This window comes from Paenibacillus sp. FSL W7-1287 (genome assembly GCF_038004245.1).
Lineage (GTDB): Bacteria > Bacillota > Bacilli > Paenibacillales > Paenibacillaceae > Pristimantibacillus > Pristimantibacillus camelliae.
Window position 1 is genome coordinate 4178845 of record NZ_JBBORD010000001.1, and the last position, 16886, is coordinate 4195730.

The window sequence follows — 16886 nt, forward strand, 5'->3', positions numbered from 1 at the left end:
GCTTCTTATTAGGGACTATTGAGTTACACTCATCACATCACATTCATTGCAAGCAATTATGCGCTATGGAAGTTTGTACCGTCCGTTGTTGCTTTAATGTAGCCTGCACGGATAACGAAATCTCCAAAATGCTCACCCTTTTTGCGCTCTTTCGCATAGTGCGCAATAATTGGCTCAAGCGTTTCGAGTATTTCTGCTTCTCCGATGTTTTCCTTGTACATTTTGTTTAAACGCTCACCTGCAAAGCCAGCACCCAAATACATATTGTATTTGCCTGGAGATTTACCGATAAAGGAGATCTCGCCAAGTGCAGGACGAGCACATCCATTCGGGCAGCCTGTTATACGAATATTAATCTCAGTATCAAGCAAGCCGTTCTTCTCAATGATCGGCTCTAGCTTATCTAGCAGGGATGGCAGATAACGCTCTGCTTCAGCCATTGCTAAGCCGCAAGTCGGCAATGCAACACAGGATAGTGCATTACGACGGAAGCCTGATAACTCCTCACCGATTGATATATTGTATTTTTTCAACAGCTTTGTAATCGCGGCCTTTTGCTTAGACGGAATGTTGCCGATCATTACATTTTGATTAGCAGTTAGACGGAAATCTCCTTTTAGTACTTTGGCGATTTCACGCAGGCCTGTTTTAACCTGGCTCTGTTCTGTATCGTCAATACGTCCGCCACGAATAAACAGCGTCACGTTCCATGTACCATCATAGTTTTTCGACCAGCCATAACGATCACCCGTGTTCTCAAAGTGAATCTCTCGTGCAGGAGCAAGCTCCCAGCCAAGACGTTCATGTAGCTCTTCCTTGAACCAGTCTAAACCATGGCGATCAATCGTATATTTAAAGCGGGCATTTTTACGCACAGAGCGGTTACCATAATCGCGCTGGATCGTTACAACCTTCTCAGCTACCTCAAGCACCTGATCCGGTGTAATGAAGCCGATCACCTTGCCAAGCTGAGGATACGTATTCGTGTCACCATGGGTCATCCCCATACCGCCGCCAACCGTTACATTGAAACCAACAATCTTCTCATCCTCAACGATCGCAATATACCCGAGATCCTGCGAGTATACATCAATATCATTCGACGGTGGAACAGCGATACCGATTTTGAATTTACGAGGCAAATACACATGCCCATAGATGGGCTCTACCGGATCAACTGCTTCGCCGTATGGCTTATATGGATTTTCAAGCTTCTCGCCATCCAGCCAAATTTCATGATAGGCTGGTGTTCGCGGAGCAAGGTGACGAGTCAATTCATTGGAAATATGATGAATCTCCTCATGCACTTTTGATTGTAACGGATTCGGATTACACATAACGTTACGACTAACGTCACCGCACGCTGCTAGTGTCGATAATAGCGTATCATTAATGCTCTTTATCGTTTTCTTTAGATTCCATTTCAGCACGCCATGCAATTGAAAGGCTTGTCGTGTTGTTGCTTTAATCGTTCCATTCCCGTACTTATCCGCAAGCTCATCAATCGTAAGCCATTGCTCTGGTGTTGCAACGCCGCCTGGAGTTACTACACGAAGCATAAACTGATACGCTGGCTCCAGCTTTTGCTTCTCACGTTCTTGACGCAAATCACGATCATCCTGCATATAGCTGCCGTGGAACTTTAACAGTCGATTGTCAAGCTCCGTCAATCCACCAGTTACGCGATTGTTTAGCTGCTCTGCTAATGAGCCACGCAAATACTTACTTGCTACCTTCAGATCCTCTACATCACTTGGTGTGCCGCCTATTGGCTCTACCTTCTTCTTGCTTGTCATCACGTTACCTCCCCCATAGCTCTATGAAACGACCTCGATCAGTTGTAATAACTGCTATTCTAATATCTATTAGTACACGTCACGTTGGTATCGCCCTGCATCCTGCAGCTCACTTAGATAAGCTGCTGCTGCTTCGGCACTTACGCCACGCTGCTCTTGAATAATTTGAAGCAATGCCTCATGTACATCATGGGCCATATGCTTTTCATCGCCGCAAATATATAGGTGCGCTCCTTCTTCTAGCCATGCATATAGTTCAGCTGCATGCTCGAGTAAACGATGCTGTACATACACCTTCTGCTCCGTATCTCGAGAGAATGCCACCTCTAAATTCGTCAATGCGCCCTCGTTTAGCATGCGCTGCCAATCTGTCTGATAGAGGAAATCCGTCACGTAATGGCGATCCCCGAAGAACAGCCAAGACTTACCGCTTGCTCCCGCTTCCTCACGCTCTTCCATAAATGCACGGAATGGTGCAACACCAGTACCCGGTCCAATCATAATGATCGGCGTTTCATGGCTTGCCGGAAGCTTAAAGTTTGGATTGGATTGAACGAATACGGAGACATGATCGCCAACCTCTAAGCGCTCTGAGACGTAGACCGAGCACACCCCATTGCGCTGTCTGCCGTGTGCATCATATTGTACCTTGCGAATCGTTAAATGCACCTCATCTGGATGAGCAGCAAGACTGCTTGCGATTGAGTATAGACGCGCTGGAATTTTGCGAAGCACGCTAACCACATCGCTTGGCTGCCATGTAAACGGACCATAGTCTTGAATTAAGTCAAGTAAGTCACGGCCCTTCACATAAGCTTTAAGCTCAGCAGCATTACCCAATAGCTTTTTGAATTTATCATTTTTAGCAAATGGTTCAAACTTCTCTAGCAATGTTTTTGATAGAGTCGTAATTTCATATTCCTTCGTTAACGCTTCTTCAACAGACAGCGTAGCACCATCTTTAGTCGTTACTTGCTCTGATGGCTTCCAGCCAAGCTCTTCAATAAGCTCCTTCACGAGCCCAGGATCGTTATGCGGCACAATACCGACCGCATCACCTGGCTCATATACAATACCCGATCCTTCAAGCGATAGTTCAAGATGACGTGTCTCACGATCTGAGCCGCGTCCGTTCAAGTTTATGCTCTCAATCACTTCAGCCTGGAATGGTTTATTACGAGTATATTCAACAGATGCGGGTGCAGCAGCTTCCGTTGCAACAGCTGCTTGAACAGCTGGCGCTGCTTGCGCGCTGTTAAGCTTCTCAGCGATAGCATTGATCCAGCCGCTTGCTGTCTCCTCGTAGTCTACATCACAATCTGCTCGCTCAACGAGCTGCTCTGCTCCTAGCTCCTTCAAGCGTGCATCAAAGTCCTGACCCGTCTTACAGAAAAATTCGTACGATGTATCGCCAAGCGCTAGCACGGAGTATTTTACATGTTTAAGCTCCGGTGCACGTTTACCATGCAAAAACTCATAGAAAGAAACCGCATTGTCTGGCGGATCGCCTTCCCCATGCGTGCTTACAAGTACAAATAGGTTAACAACCTTCTTTAGATCGTTCGGTTTAAACTTATTCATAGCAGACACCGTAACGTCATAACCCTCTGCTTTTAAGCGATCTGCTAATCTTCCTGCAAGTCGTTGAGCATTTCCAGTTTGTGAACCGAAAATAATCGTTGCTTCCTTAGGCAATTGAACAGCCTCTACGACTGGAGCAACCGCAGCAACCGATCCTTGTGGTGCAGCAGCCTGTAATGCCCCCTGCACATTATTGCTACGATAAAAGGCTAAATATCCGCTCAGCCAATGGATTTGGGTTTCAGTTAAAGTCGGAAGCAGTGCATTAATATGCTGTAGCTGCTCTTCCGAAAACGGACTATTCGTGACTAATAATTGCAAGCTTTACACCCCGCATAATGATATATTTAATTCCTATCATATTACTCTGAATTATTCTATCATTAAAATTACCATATTCGGTCGTTGAGGGTCAATGTAAAGCGAAGGATTCGGTCTATAAGAAATATTGAAGAGATTTTAAGAGTTTTCTTATAGGTAATATATGGACATTTATAGGTAGGTTTTAGTTAAAATGAAGTTAAGCAAAAATATAGGATTCCTGCGAAATATTCTGCCGTATAAACCATTGTAAAGGCGTGCCGTTTATGAAGAAAAATAACTTTCTATTCAATTATTCAATAGCAATACTTCTAATTATCTTTCATGTCATAAGCTATAAATTAGCACCTATCTATGTATACATTTCCTTAGCATCAATTGTAGGTTTTATATTGTACTTAACTCTTGTTAGAAAAAAGGATAGCTAGCGTGGGGAGTGTTTTACGTTTTCCTTTTAGGGGATTGGCTATGTTTAATACAACATTTCTCAAGAAACAAAAACAGCTTGTCCAAACGATATCATGAGCACCTATCTCATCGTTTGGACAAGCCACACCAATTATTTTCACCTAGCATCAGTACATCAAGCCTGATTGCTTAATCACGCATAATCAATCTTCAGCTCACGGATGCAGTCTGGCGCGTCATATTGTTCATTGTGTACATCATTGGTTACAGGGTATGCCTTCAGCTGATAGCTTTCTAAGCGCGGTAAATATACTTGCAGCAAATCGATATTGCGTTCATGTGGATTAAGCCACGCTTCTACACCCTCTTCATCAAGCACGACTGGCAAGGTTGGCTGCCACTCACTCATATGACCTAGCGTTTCTTCCGTCAGCATTGTAAATACACGGTATTCCTTGCCTTGTGCATTGCGAAAGCAATCCATAATTCCAGCAATCCCGAACAGCGGTCTTCCCTGCATAACGATATGCATCGCGCGAGGATCACGCTCTTGTCCAACTAGCTTCGCACCATAGAATCCAGTGCATGGAATAATGCAACGGCTGCGTTTAGCTAATTCATGCAGAAACGGCTTACGGCGAATATCAGCTTTGGATGTATTGACAGAGTCTTTCGCCCAAAACGGAAACATACCCCATCTCGCTTCCTGAATGACGCGCTCTTGATGTCGATCATTCATAACGACCGATACGACTTGTGTAGGTACTACGTTGTAGCGCTCACTATGTGCTTGTTCAACCCGATTTACTCTAAACTGTTCTGCAACATCCGATACTTCAGCCTTTAACGAAAAGCGTCCAATCATCTAAAAAACCTCCTTGGCAATGGAACGAGTCATTCCAGTTTTTGTAGCAAGGAGGTAAATTATGCATCTAGTGTGTAAATTTCTTACGATAGCGCAGTGGTGACAATCCAACCTGATTGGCGAACAATCTTGAGAAATGCGCCGTTTGCTTGAAGCCAGATTCCAATGCAATTTGCGAGATTGGCCAATCTGTTTTGATCAGCAGCAGCTTTGCCTGGTCAATACGATAATAGAGCAAATACTGCTGAGGCGTACAGTCAAACACTTCACTCATGCTGCGCGTTATATAATTGATATGCAGCTCTAGCGCATCACTTAGCATCTGATTGCTGATCGATTGGCGATAATTACGCTTTAGGAATGCAGCTGCTTTCTCTGCTACAATGACGGAAGCCTTTGCTGTATCGCTTCTCCAGCCTTCATCTAGCATTTGCAGCAAATGAAGAAAACGCTGCTGTCGATCCCAGAACGCACCATGTGAGCTATTCCTTGCTGCTTCATGCAGTGCCTCCAGCAATGATTTCATCTCGTTGGTTGCTTGCAGCTTTATATGCTTAGGCACCCGCAGCGCATATGTGTAATAATCACCGCGTAAGACGCCCTGCTCGCTGCTTTCAATCTCCTCCCAAGGACCTGCAGATTGGAAGTGAAGCCAGTCGAACGTCGTGCGTTCAGAGCACGGTGCATACGAATAATGCCAAGCATCGGGACGGAGGATTAATACTTCACCTCTACGAAGCTCCCATCGATGATCCCCCTCACCGATATATAAGCACCCTTCCCTTACATAAATCATATCGAACAAGCCAATGTTCGTTCGATTCGGATGCTCTTCTCCGACTTCATACGTATGTGAATTAGATTCTATGAAATAAGGAAATGGTGGCGACTTAAATGTAATGACTAATGATGATTCCAACTATACTCTCTCCTCTTGCATTATCTATAAGTCTACAGCGATTGTGTCATGCATTTCGCCGCTGTTCATTATCTAAACAGATTAAATTTCAATCGAATAACAAGCTCATTGCCGATCGTACTCAGACGTTCCACAGATACAATGGCATTGTTCGTGTCATAAATTTGAATAGCAATCTCCTTCAGTACTGAGGTTGGCAATGTTACTTGCTTAACCTTTAATTCAACAGGAATAAGCTTTAGCTCCGGCTCCTTCCATTCAATCAAGTAAACCGCAAGCAACTCCGCTCTTACAGCATCTAACGCTTTCACGTTCAGCTTGGCGTACAGCTTTTGATCACCTACTGTAAAATGAGCGCCTTCTATGACGAGCTGCTCATTAAGCTGAGTATCCAAATTCGACTTTATGATTGCGTTAATATCTGATTCGTTTAATATGATCTCAGGCTCCAGCCTACGCACAATATCTGCAAACTTCTCTTCATACTGCACGCGTGTGTAGTCCATCGTTAATTTTTCTTTAGGATAAATATAGACGAGTAGACCAACAACAAGGATGATTAAGCCTAACAATACCGACAACAGCAATATCCATCTTTTTTTCATAATTTTCACCCCTCTGCATGGAGATCTACCTAATGATATACTATTATTAAAGTAACAAGATATATATTAAAACAAGAAAAGGATCGATGTAACCTATGAACGAGTCCGAAACTCAGGTAAAAATTGGTTTAGAAGAAATCGTACAAGCCCATATGCATCTTAAGGATGTTATTTCACATACTCCCCTGCAATTCAATCGCGTACTTTCTGAGCGCTACGGCGCAAATATATATTTAAAGCGCGAGGATCTACAAATCGTCCGCTCCTTTAAAATTCGTGGAGCTTACCATATGATTCGTTCCTTATCTGAGCAAGGACCTCTAAACGGTGTCATCTGCGCCAGTGCAGGCAATCATGCTCAAGGTGTTGCCTACTCCTGTCAAACTCTAGGTATTCCAGGTAAAATCTTTATGCCTAGCACGACGCCAAACCAAAAAGTGAAGCAGGTTCAGTTTTTCGGTGGAAACTCCGTTGAGATTATACTAAAAGGCGATACATTTGACGATGCTTATAATGAAGCAGTTGCCGAGAGCGAAGCAAGCGGCTATACGTTTGTCCATCCATTCGATGACCGAATGATTATAGCAGGAAACGGTACGGTTGGGCTAGAGATTTTAAATGATATTGAGCAGGCACCGCACTTTGTATTTGTTACAGTTGGCGGCGGCGGGCTTGCAGCCGGTGTTAGCTCCTATATGAAAAGCATTGCTCCAAGCGCACAGATTATCGGTGTTGAGCCGGAAGGAGCTGCTTCGCTACGTTACGCGCTTGATCATAATGAAGTGCTCACCTTGCCACAGATTGATAAATTTGTAGATGGTGCAGCAGTTAAACGAGTCGGCAATCTCACGTATGCAGTGTGTAAGGAGCTGCTCGATGACGTTATTCATGTGAATGAAGGCAAGGTATGTACAACGATGCTAGATCTATACAATGAAAATGCGATTGTAGCTGAGCCTGCAGGTGCCCTGCCTATTGCAGCGCTTGAGCAATACAAGGAGCAGATTCAAGGAAAAACCGTTGTATGTGTCGTTAGCGGCGGAAACAATGACGTAGATCGTATGCAGGAAATTAAGGAACGCTCCTTAATCTATGAAGGCTATAAGCATTACTTCATGGTTAGCTTCCCACAGCGCGCAGGTGCACTACGAGAATTTCTAGTGCAGGTGCTTGGACCTAACGATGATATTACTCGTTTTGAATATGTTAAAAAATCAAATAAAGATAATGGACCAGCACTTGTCGGCATAGAGCTAAAATATAGAGAAGATTATGCGGCGTTGATCGAGCGCATGGAAAGTAGGGGGTATCCGTTTGTTGAGTTGAACAAGGATCCCGTACTATTCAACATCCTAATTTGAGGGGTAGTTCAAAATGACCGACTTTGATCACGATGCGGAACTGTAGGATTATTCGACTTCGAATATCGAATTCAGCCGGGCCTTGCGGTGCTCACGTACCAATGGCGTACGCTGTGCTCCTCAGTCCCTAGCTTTATTCGATCTTCTTGGTGCTGAAAGCCGGACCTTTTGAACATCTATTTGAAGCGGTAGTTCAACAATCCAACTTTGATCACGAAGTAGCACTGAGAGCTTATTCCGCATCGAATCTTGAATTCAGCCGAGCCATCCGGTGCTCACGTACCAATGGCGTACGCTGCGCTCCTCTGTCTCTAGCTTCTTTCAACCTTCTCGGTGCTGAAAGTTGAATTATTGAACCTCTATTTGAAGGGGTAGTTCAAAATCACCCACTTTGATCACGAGGCGGAACTGAAGGCTTATTCGACTTCGAATCTTGAATTCAGCCGGACATTTTGATCACCTGAACACGTAGTAGATAGAGAAAATATATCCTATATTAAATTGCTGGAACGGAGAATCATATTGTATGACATTAGAGCAAATTGAACAATTTCTTGAGAGCCTATCGAGCCTTGGTCCCTTGCCTGGTATACTCGTTCCGCTGCTTGAGGCATTCCTGCCTTTTTTGCCTCTTATCGTCATTATTGCAGCAAATGTAAATATATACGGCTTTGGCTTCGGTATATTATTTTCTTGGGTAGGGATTGTCAGTGGAGCAATCATACTTTTCGGAATCTGCAGAAAATACGGTCACCGATTAAGGGAACGTCTGCTAAAACGATACGCTTCTACAGAGAAAGTATTTGGCTGGATTGAAAGCAAAGGCTTCACCCCTTTGTTTCTGTTATCCTGCTTCCCGTTTACACCATCTGTACTCATTACCATTGTCGCAGCATTAAGTAAGCTCCCTTTTCATTCCTTCCTAGTCGCTATTTCGCTTGGTAAGGCAATGATGGTGCTTCTTATCGCTTTACTAAGCTTTGATATTACGAATCTGTTCACAGAGCCATGGCGAATTATCGCGTCCATCGCGGGTATTGCAGTGCTCTGGATTGGCGGAAAAAAACTAGAGAAGCGTTATAATAAGTAACTAGTCGTATTTCTATTAATCCTTACGGCAATAAAATTAAATATTGATAAATTCAGCCGTCGGTGCTAGATTAGTTTCGTAGCTACAACTATGTTAACTACAGTCGTTGAAAGTTAGATTTGGAGGATATACTATGAAAATATTGCAGGAATTTAAAGAGTTTGCTGTTAAGGGTAATGTCATTGACCTTGCTGTTGGTGTCATTATTGGTGGTGCCTTCGGTAAAATTGTTACGTCACTCGTTAACGATATCATTATGCCCCCGATCGGTGCATTGTTAGGAGAAATAAACTTTAAAGAATTGAAGATACCTCTTGTAAATACAGAGAATATTACAGATGAGGCAAAACTAGCAGAGGTTCCATACCTCAAATACGGTGCTTTTATTAATACGGTGCTTGACTTTCTAATCGTCGCACTCTGTATTTTCTTTATGGTGAAGGGAATCAATCACCTTAGAAGAATTACAGAAAAAGAGAAGAAAAAAGAAGAAGTTGCTGCAGCACCTACGGAGAAGGAATGCCCACATTGCTTATCACAAGTGCCAATCAAGGCAACGCGCTGCAAATATTGCACATCGGAGCTAAAGGCTACCTCAAGCAATGCTTAGTATATGAAAACGTTCGTTAAACACCCTCTACCTCTATTCGTGGTAGGACAAGCGGTTATTATAGTGCTTTGACATCACATCTCTACATTTCTTTACCTGTATGGTTAAGTGCTGGAATGACTCGTTTACAGTATCGCTGTAAGCTTGTCCTCCAGCTCTTTTTATTGCTCATAGTAAGTTAAAGGAGGAATGAGCATGCAATGGATTGCTATGCTTACAATGCTCATTGACCACATCGGCGCTGTCTTCTTTCCAGATCAGCAGTGGCTTCGTATCATTGGACGAATTGCTTTTCCGTTATATGCATACTTGATGGTCATCGGCTACCAGCGTACGCGCAGTTACACAAAGTATGTGCTACGAGTTGCTCTGCTTGCAGCTATATCCCAGCCCATGTATCAATGGGCGTTTGACACGAAGCATTTCAATATTATCGTCACGCTACTTGTCGGCTTATTATTATTTAAGCTCATGGATGCAGCAGCCAAAAAACCGATCATTCAATGTTTAGGAGTAATCACTGCGCTTTTTGCCGCGGAATGGTTTTCCCTGGATTATGGGGCATATGGTCTTGCACTTATGCTCATATTTAGATACGCATCCAGGGAGCGTATGGTACTCTATCACGGCTTGCTAGAGCTCCTCTATTTATTAGTATGGGGGATTCAATTTTTTAGCCTAATTGTTACTTGCTTTATTAGCTTTCTACCAAATTGGGTTAAGAAAGTCGATCAGATAAATGTTCCTCGCTGGTTATGGAGAAGCTTTTATCCATTGCATTTATTAATAATCGCAATAATTTTCTATAATATCTAAACAAATGTATTAGAAAAGTGTTAGATTAGTAAACGATTATTAAACGTATTATTCACTCCCTCTTAAATTTTAGTTTATATACTATAAACATAAAGTTTTAGGAGGTTCTCCCGATGATGAAAATTATTAAATATAAAAATCGTTCTGTTCCTGTGTACTTCCCCACAGAGAAGCCTCAAAATTACGATAAGCTGAACAATAAGCTGCAGGAACTTGAATACGACTTTTCCTTCCGTAAAAAGTGGAAAACGATCACCTCTGTCGAAATGGTCCGTGATGTAGCGATTTTCCAATATAATGATGGAACAAAGCTTTATCTAGAGGTTTCATAATTTCATTACTAACTATTAAAAAACCCCCAAATGGCTGAATGAAGCCCTGATCGTTAGTTTCCTTCTAACTCAGGGTGTGATTCACCTTTGGGGGTATTTGCTTTATATGAATGATATGCTCTATACGTTTTATATGGTTATGGTTTATATGCATTATATGATTTAAGCAATTTTGAAGTTTAGTAGTTTTGCTATAGTTGCGTGGCTTAGCTGAACCGTTGGGATCGGCTTACTCATATAATAGCCTTGAGCATATGTACAACCTAATATTGATAATAACTCATACTGCTCCTGCGTCTCGACACCCTCCGCAACAAGCTCCAGCCCCATCTCGTTCAGCATGCGTATCGTATGCTTCACAATAGTTAAATAAGCTTTGTTCGATTGGATCTTATCAATGAAGTGCTTGTCCAGCTTTACGCAATTAATTGGCATCGCACTTACGCTTTCTAGACTAGCATAGCCTGTACCGAAATCATCAATAGCAACACTAAATCCTGCACCCTTTAAGGCCGCAGCTGCTTCGATAACTTGTTCATCTACTAACTCCATCGTGCTCTCAGTGAGCTCAAACTGAATATAGGATGGGTCTAACCCAAAGCATTGAGCATACTTTAATGCAAGCTCGGCAACATTACAAAGCTTAAACTGAACAGGAGATACATTAATAGAAACACGCAAAGTTGATTGCCCAAGTCGCTCATGGATGCTTACGAGCTGTCTACATGCTTCTTCGATAATCCACTCTCCAAGCTCCGAAATAAAGCCATTCTGTTCTGCTAAAGGGATAAATTGAATCGGGCTTAATAAACCTAGCTGAGGGTGATGCCAGCGCACCAGTGCTTCAAACCCAACTAACTCCCCGTCTATCAATCTATAAATAGGCTGAAAATCTAAATGAAATTGTCTATTGACAATGCCGTTCGATAGCAGTGATTCAATGAGAATTTCCTGATTGTACTGCTCAGCCTGCTCTTGAACCATAACCTGGCTTCGTTTGACACCTTGTTTCTTCGCTAGCTGCAATGCATACTTGCTCCGCAGAATATCACGCTCGTCGTAAGCATGCTGCTCATCATAGTAGGAACCGATATAGAGCCGAATGGGATAGATTCGTCCGTCGATCGTTAGCGTCTGACCAATGCATTTTCTTATCGCGCCCTCCACCCGCTTAAGCGAGGAGCTCTCTATCTCAAGAATCATGACCAGCTTGTGTTGTCTTTCCTCAATATGTCGAATAAAATCCCGAAAAATCCACTTCGTGGTGATTAGCTTTTCATGAATAGCCGATCTCATTTTCATCTGATCGAACGGGGCATCTAAGCCAGCTTCCCAATCAATGGTAGTAATTAGCAAATCACCACACCTCACAGTTGTAATCTCTAGATAGTCTACTGTTATTTTACATCATTCGGCTATAAATGGTATAGCTTATCATAAAAAAAACTGCCCTTTGTTAAAAGGACAGTCAAATTATGCTAGGGGTGTATTTATAACCAAACCCCCATACTGTTTTTATTAATTTCGGCTCTTTCGGATTGTACTCAATTTTTTTACGTAAATTAACGATATGTACGTCAATTGATCGATCTGTAACGAACGAATCAAAGCCACGTACAGCGCTAATCAACTCATCTCTGCTAAATACTTTGTTAGGAGAGGTAATGAACAGCTTCATAATTTCGTATTCTGAAAATGTCGTTTCGACAGGCTCTCCTCTAACGAGTAGCTGCCTGCGCTCATAATCTAGCATGATCGAGTTATCTGCCCCGGATTGCAAGCTAGTCTCCTCATATGTCGTATTCATATGAATTGATCTACGGATAAGCGCCTCTACTCTAGCAGTCAGCTCATGCATGCTGAAAGGCTTGCACAAATAATCATCAGCACCCGCCTTTAGAGCGGATACACGTTCTGAAACTTCATTCTTCATCGATAGAATCATTATCGGCATCATTGATTCATCTCTAACCTTAGAGCACAAATCAATCCCGTTCATATCTGGCAGCATGAGATCTAACAACAACAGATGCGGCTTAAACTGCTCAATTAGCTGAAATCCCTCAGTTCCATCAAAGGCTTGCTTTACCTCATAGCCTTCCTCCGATAAATACATGGACAGCATATCACTCATCATAACGTCATCTTCTACGACTAACACTTTATACATGGACGTCACCCTTATGATTTGTTCAGTTCTGCGTTCCTTATATTGTCTCGTTATCTAATACTATACAACATCCCACTCATTACGACAACGATTTGTTAGATTTCTATTAAGAAATTGTTAGACAACTATTAAGGGTGCTCTAAAGTTGTTGAAATCTCATATAATGCAGCGTTTAATGCCGATTCCAGCTCGTTAATATATGTTGGAAGCATCGAGGATTGCTTCTCACGTAATATTCTTTTGCCCTCTACTGTCAATGAAACAATATGATGTGCTCCAAGATAGCTTGATGCACCTTTCAACGTATGCAGTGCTCTTGTTATCTCATCGTAATCGTTGCTTTCATAATACTGCTTAAGCTTCGAAATAAAGAAAGAATAATCATCTAAAAACTGTTCAAGCATATGCATATAAATATTAATTTTCCCATTCACGCGCTCGATTGCAGTTTTTGCATCAATGGATGAGAGTGATTCCAATTTAACAAGAAGCTCTTCGTTTGCAAGAACAGGCTGAGCGTTTTGCTTACTCTGCTGTGACGCTTGCTTCTGCGTATACTGCTGAATAATCTGCTCAAGCTGCTGCAGCGTGATCGGCTTCGTAATGACAGCATTCATCCCTTGCAGCACATACTGCTCATGGTCAGAAGCCAATACATTTGCCGTTACAGCAACAATAGGAAGCTCACGATACTGCTCCTGCGAGCGAATATACCTCGTTGCTTCAAGCCCATCCATCTGCGGCATATGAATATCCATAAGGACAAGATCATACGACTGCTTTTCGATCTGCTGTATGGCTTCCAATCCATCATTAGCAATCGTTACCTTACAATTGCAATGCTTTAACATCTCCGCTGCAACAAGCTGATTTATTTTATTATCCTCCGCGAGCAGCACCTGCAGCTGAGGCTCATCAAGCTCGATGAGCTCTGCTGCCTTATTACTTGTCAGATTCTGCTTCAGCTCGGATTCATGCTTAGGAGCTTGACGACTTTTCGTTTTTTCATACAGCACATGATCAATCGCATCTTGGAACCGTTTCTGCGTGACAGGCTTCGTTAATATCGCTTGTGGCTGCAGTTCAGGCTCCAGCAGTAATAGCTCCTCACGTCCATACGCTGTAGTTATCGCAATGATTGGAATATTTCGTTCTGCAGCAGCTTCCTGAAACTCTAGCCATGTATCCATACCGTACATATCGTTCATCTCCATATCGACGATAATGAACGCAGGGTAAGCCCCTTCTCCTAAGCGCATTAATCGCAGGTAAGCCTTTTTCCAGGATCGTTTCTTTACAGCATTATAGCCGCAGCCAGCAAGCTGCTGGGACCAATAATTAGCCATTAGCTCATGATCCTCAATGATCCATGCAACACTTTCAACTTTCACTGACTGCTGCTTCTGCCGAATAGGCTCTGGTGTATATTGATACGCTACTTTCTTAAATGGCAATGTAAATGTAAATGCACTACCTTCGTGCAGCTTACTTTCAGCGTGTAGCTCCCCGCCAAGCAGCTCAACTAGATTTCTCGAGATAACTAAACCGAGACCAGTTCCCCCGTATTTTCGTGTCGTTGAAGAATCGGCCTGCGTAAATGGCTTAAAAATATATTTCAGCTGTTGCTCCGACATACCAATTCCCGTGTCTCTTACGAGGAACTGCAGATCTATTTCATCATCGCGATCAGCTGCCACAGTGATCGTGAGCTCTACAAGTCCGTGCTCAGTAAACTTTACAGCATTGACGCAAAGATTAGACAATACCTGCTCAAGTCGCAATGCATCTCCGATTACACTGTGCGGTACATGCTCATCAATTTCGATTTTAAATTCAAATTGCTCCTTGCCCCCAAGGAAAACATTTAATTGGTCAGCAAGATGATTAATAAGCACATGCATTTGGAAGGTAGATAAGTCTGGCTCGATCTTTTTCGCTTCAAGCTTAGAGAAGTCGAGAATATCATTTACGATATTTAGAAGCATACTTGATGAGTCCTTCATATGCTGTACATAATCATGCTGTACATGATCGAGATCCGTTTTTTGCAATAGCTGAGACAGTCCGATGATGCCATTAAGTGGCGTACGGATTTCATGACTCATCAGCGCAAGGAAATTACTTTTGGCTTTGTTAGCCTCTTCAGCCACCTCGGTCGCATGGACAAGCTTACGCTGCACCTCTAGCTGCTCCGTAATATCCCTCGAGATGCAGGAAAACATCGTTTCTCCTGTCATGGAATCCTCATACGTCACGATAATGATGGAGACATTAATAAACTTACCAGCAATATTTTGGAACTGAGCCTCGCACTCAAAGAATCCCTGCCTACGAGCAATAATAGCTCCCCTCAGCAGCAGCTTGTACATGTGCTCAGGCAGCAAGCTTTTTAACGACAGACCGCGCAGCTCCTCTTCGCCTAGGCCAAGTATGTCTCGACCAGCTTGGTTAATAAAAATAATGTTCGAGTTTTGGTCTACGGATGCAATGAGGTCCTTCGCGGAAGCAACGACCATCTGCAGGCGGTTATTATCAGTCTCTAATTGTCTTTGCTCTGATAGATCCGTTAGGAGAGCAATAATGCCCGAGTAGCGGCCACTTCTATCCTTCAAGCTGCTTGAGCGATTGAATACAGGGGTTCTGCGTCCGTCACGGTGCAATATAGTCAATTCATATTCATAGTTTGGATAATGCTTTCTGAGCTCTATAAACAGCTCCACACCTGGCTGAACCTCTCTTCCAATTTCCTGCGAAAACTTTTCAGCCAGCTCATTAACCTCATCCATATCCATAAAGATCAAGGGGGTCGCCTTGCCAACCAATTCCTCTGACGTGTAGCCAATCATTTCTTCGGCTGCTTTGTTGAGATATGTAATGTAATAACGTTCATCCATGACGAACACTGGATTTTTATTCTGGTTAATGACAGCATCAAGTCGGTCGAACATAAGCTGCAATCGCCTCATCATGCCATTTACCGTTTTAGCTAAATTACCGATCTCATCCTGTGTAGATGCATTTAGGTGATCTCCATCAAAGTTACCTGCTGCTGCTCTTTTCGTAACCTGTAAAATCGCTTTAAGACGAGTAATAATAGATTGGAAGTATAGATAAAACACTACCGCTATTAAGCCGATGGCTAACGCAACAACGAGCAGCATACGCCATAAGGTAGGTGCCGCCAGCTTGTTGATTGAGCCAAGATCCTTGACCTCCATAATTACCCAGTTTGTTCCACCGATCTTCTGATAAAAAATGATATAGTCCTGCAGTGAAACAGATACTTCCTTGTTGCCCACTGGATCGATCAAGGCTAGTCCAGCCAGCTCTTTTAGATGATTACGTAACACGATATCCTGCTGATTCGAAAACACGGTATGTATATGATCATAAATAAGCTGCCCACTATGATTGTATAAATACAAATTGCCTTCCTCGATTTGCAGCTTTTCACTATATGCTGCAGGTGGGAAGGCATACGCTGCGAATAACGCACCTATCAATTCATTAGATTCATCCATACTATAAACAGGCACACTAATATAGCCTAACCGCTCTTCCGCACCGGTAGATACGGGGTCAGTTAAAACGATATCGCCTCGTAACGATCTTGCTATCGGCAGCTGCTCTTTTAGTGTACTCTTTTTTCCAGTTAGACTCGTAATGATGCCGTCTTGAGTAACAAAGCCAATTTCACTGTACTGAAATTCATTAAGAGCACGCTCACGTTCTAAGTAACCCTTCATAGCGGCCGTGTTCCCAGATCTTACTTCATTCGTGCGACTCATGACAAGAACTTCAGATTTACGTATATCAAGCCAGGATTGAAGAAATAAAGACCTACTATCCTGCTTCAGTCGAATATTATCTAATTCTGTTTCAATCATATCATTTTTAACAGATGTATAATTAAAAAGACCGACTATCAACAGAGGCACCAATGATATTACGATAATAATAATTAAGCCCTTTGTGCGGAGAGATAATGTATTCATCGGTCAATCCTCCCATC

At 42.7% G+C, this 16886-nt stretch carries 13 protein-coding genes; 5 read left to right on the forward strand and 8 right to left on the reverse strand.

What is annotated here, in order from left to right; genetic code table 11:
• Nucleotides 1-56: 56 nt before the first annotated feature.
• The 5 genes from cysI to NSQ99_RS18805 form a co-directional block, all read right to left on the reverse strand.
• Nucleotides 57-1796, reverse strand: coding sequence for an assimilatory sulfite reductase (NADPH) hemoprotein subunit (gene cysI, locus NSQ99_RS18785; protein WP_340838461.1), 1740 nt, complete (start codon nt 1794-1796; stop codon nt 57-59).
• A gap of 69 nt (nt 1797-1865) precedes the next feature.
• Nucleotides 1866-3698, reverse strand: a complete 1833-nt coding sequence (locus NSQ99_RS18790; protein ID WP_340838462.1) for an assimilatory sulfite reductase (NADPH) flavoprotein subunit — start codon at nt 3696-3698, stop codon at nt 1866-1868.
• A 601-nt stretch (nt 3699-4299) separates the two neighbouring features.
• Nucleotides 4300-4971 (reverse strand): SOS response-associated peptidase family protein, encoded by a 672-nt coding sequence (locus NSQ99_RS18795; protein ID WP_340838463.1) that lies wholly within the window; start codon nt 4969-4971, stop codon nt 4300-4302.
• A gap of 67 nt (nt 4972-5038) precedes the next feature.
• On the reverse strand, nt 5039-5890 hold the full coding sequence (locus tag NSQ99_RS18800; RefSeq protein WP_251667403.1) for a helix-turn-helix transcriptional regulator: 852 nt from the start codon (nt 5888-5890) through the stop codon (nt 5039-5041).
• 68 nt (nt 5891-5958) lie between these two features.
• On the reverse strand, nt 5959-6495 hold the full coding sequence (locus tag NSQ99_RS18805) for a hypothetical protein (protein WP_340838464.1): 537 nt from the start codon (nt 6493-6495) through the stop codon (nt 5959-5961).
• 95 nt (nt 6496-6590) lie between these two features.
• Here NSQ99_RS18805 and ilvA point away from each other — a divergent pair, with 95 nt between their 5' ends.
• From ilvA to NSQ99_RS18830, 5 genes are all read left to right on the forward strand, one after another.
• Nucleotides 6591-7856 carry a threonine ammonia-lyase IlvA gene (ilvA, locus tag NSQ99_RS18810; RefSeq protein ID WP_251667401.1) on the forward strand — a complete coding sequence of 422 codons (1266 nt, stop codon included), beginning with the start codon at nt 6591-6593 and terminating at the stop codon, nt 7854-7856.
• A gap of 526 nt (nt 7857-8382) precedes the next feature.
• Nucleotides 8383-8946, forward strand: coding sequence for a TVP38/TMEM64 family protein (locus NSQ99_RS18815; protein WP_251667400.1), 564 nt, complete (start codon nt 8383-8385; stop codon nt 8944-8946).
• A 133-nt stretch (nt 8947-9079) separates the two neighbouring features.
• Nucleotides 9080-9556 (forward strand): large-conductance mechanosensitive channel protein MscL, encoded by a 477-nt coding sequence (mscL, locus tag NSQ99_RS18820; protein ID WP_340838465.1) that lies wholly within the window; start codon nt 9080-9082, stop codon nt 9554-9556.
• Between the two features lie 195 nt (nt 9557-9751).
• On the forward strand, nt 9752-10372 hold the full coding sequence (locus NSQ99_RS18825) for a TraX family protein (protein ID WP_340838467.1): 621 nt from the start codon (nt 9752-9754) through the stop codon (nt 10370-10372).
• Nucleotides 10373-10485: 113 nt separating this feature from the next.
• Nucleotides 10486-10704, forward strand: coding sequence for a hypothetical protein (locus NSQ99_RS18830; RefSeq protein WP_251667395.1), 219 nt, complete (start codon nt 10486-10488; stop codon nt 10702-10704).
• 162 nt (nt 10705-10866) lie between these two features.
• Here the strand turns inward: NSQ99_RS18830 and NSQ99_RS18835 are convergent, their stop codons facing one another.
• From NSQ99_RS18835 to NSQ99_RS18845, 3 genes are all read right to left on the reverse strand, one after another.
• A complete protein-coding gene (locus NSQ99_RS18835) occupies nt 10867-12060 on the reverse strand; it encodes a putative bifunctional diguanylate cyclase/phosphodiesterase (RefSeq protein WP_340838469.1) in 1194 nt (397 codons plus the stop codon).
• Between the two features lie 112 nt (nt 12061-12172).
• Nucleotides 12173-12874 carry a response regulator transcription factor gene (locus tag NSQ99_RS18840; protein WP_251667392.1) on the reverse strand — a complete coding sequence of 234 codons (702 nt, stop codon included), beginning with the start codon at nt 12872-12874 and terminating at the stop codon, nt 12173-12175.
• Nucleotides 12875-13002: 128 nt separating this feature from the next.
• Nucleotides 13003-16869 (reverse strand): response regulator, encoded by a 3867-nt coding sequence (locus tag NSQ99_RS18845; RefSeq protein ID WP_340838471.1) that lies wholly within the window; start codon nt 16867-16869, stop codon nt 13003-13005.
• Nucleotides 16870-16886: the final 17 nt, after the last annotated feature.

Excerpts from the sequence above, each read along its gene's own strand:
- NSQ99_RS18795 (WP_340838463.1), bottom strand. The coding sequence starts at position 4,971 with ATGATTGGACGCTTTTCGTTAAAGGCTGAAGTATCGGATGTTGCAGAA.
- NSQ99_RS18825 (WP_340838467.1), top strand. The coding sequence starts at position 9,752 with ATGCAATGGATTGCTATGCTTACAATGCTCATTGACCACATCGGCGCT.
- NSQ99_RS18845 (WP_340838471.1), bottom strand. The coding sequence starts at position 16,869 with ATGAATACATTATCTCTCCGCACAAAGGGCTTAATTATTATTATCGTA.
- NSQ99_RS18815 (WP_251667400.1), top strand. The coding sequence starts at position 8,383 with ATGACATTAGAGCAAATTGAACAATTTCTTGAGAGCCTATCGAGCCTT.
- NSQ99_RS18805 (WP_340838464.1), bottom strand. The coding sequence starts at position 6,495 with ATGAAAAAAAGATGGATATTGCTGTTGTCGGTATTGTTAGGCTTAATC.
- mscL (WP_340838465.1), top strand. The coding sequence starts at position 9,080 with ATGAAAATATTGCAGGAATTTAAAGAGTTTGCTGTTAAGGGTAATGTC.
- cysI (WP_340838461.1), bottom strand. The coding sequence starts at position 1,796 with ATGACAAGCAAGAAGAAGGTAGAGCCAATAGGCGGCACACCAAGTGAT.
- NSQ99_RS18840 (WP_251667392.1), bottom strand. The coding sequence starts at position 12,874 with ATGTATAAAGTGTTAGTCGTAGAAGATGACGTTATGATGAGTGATATG.
- NSQ99_RS18830 (WP_251667395.1), top strand. The coding sequence starts at position 10,486 with ATGATGAAAATTATTAAATATAAAAATCGTTCTGTTCCTGTGTACTTC.
- ilvA (WP_251667401.1), top strand. The coding sequence starts at position 6,591 with ATGAACGAGTCCGAAACTCAGGTAAAAATTGGTTTAGAAGAAATCGTA.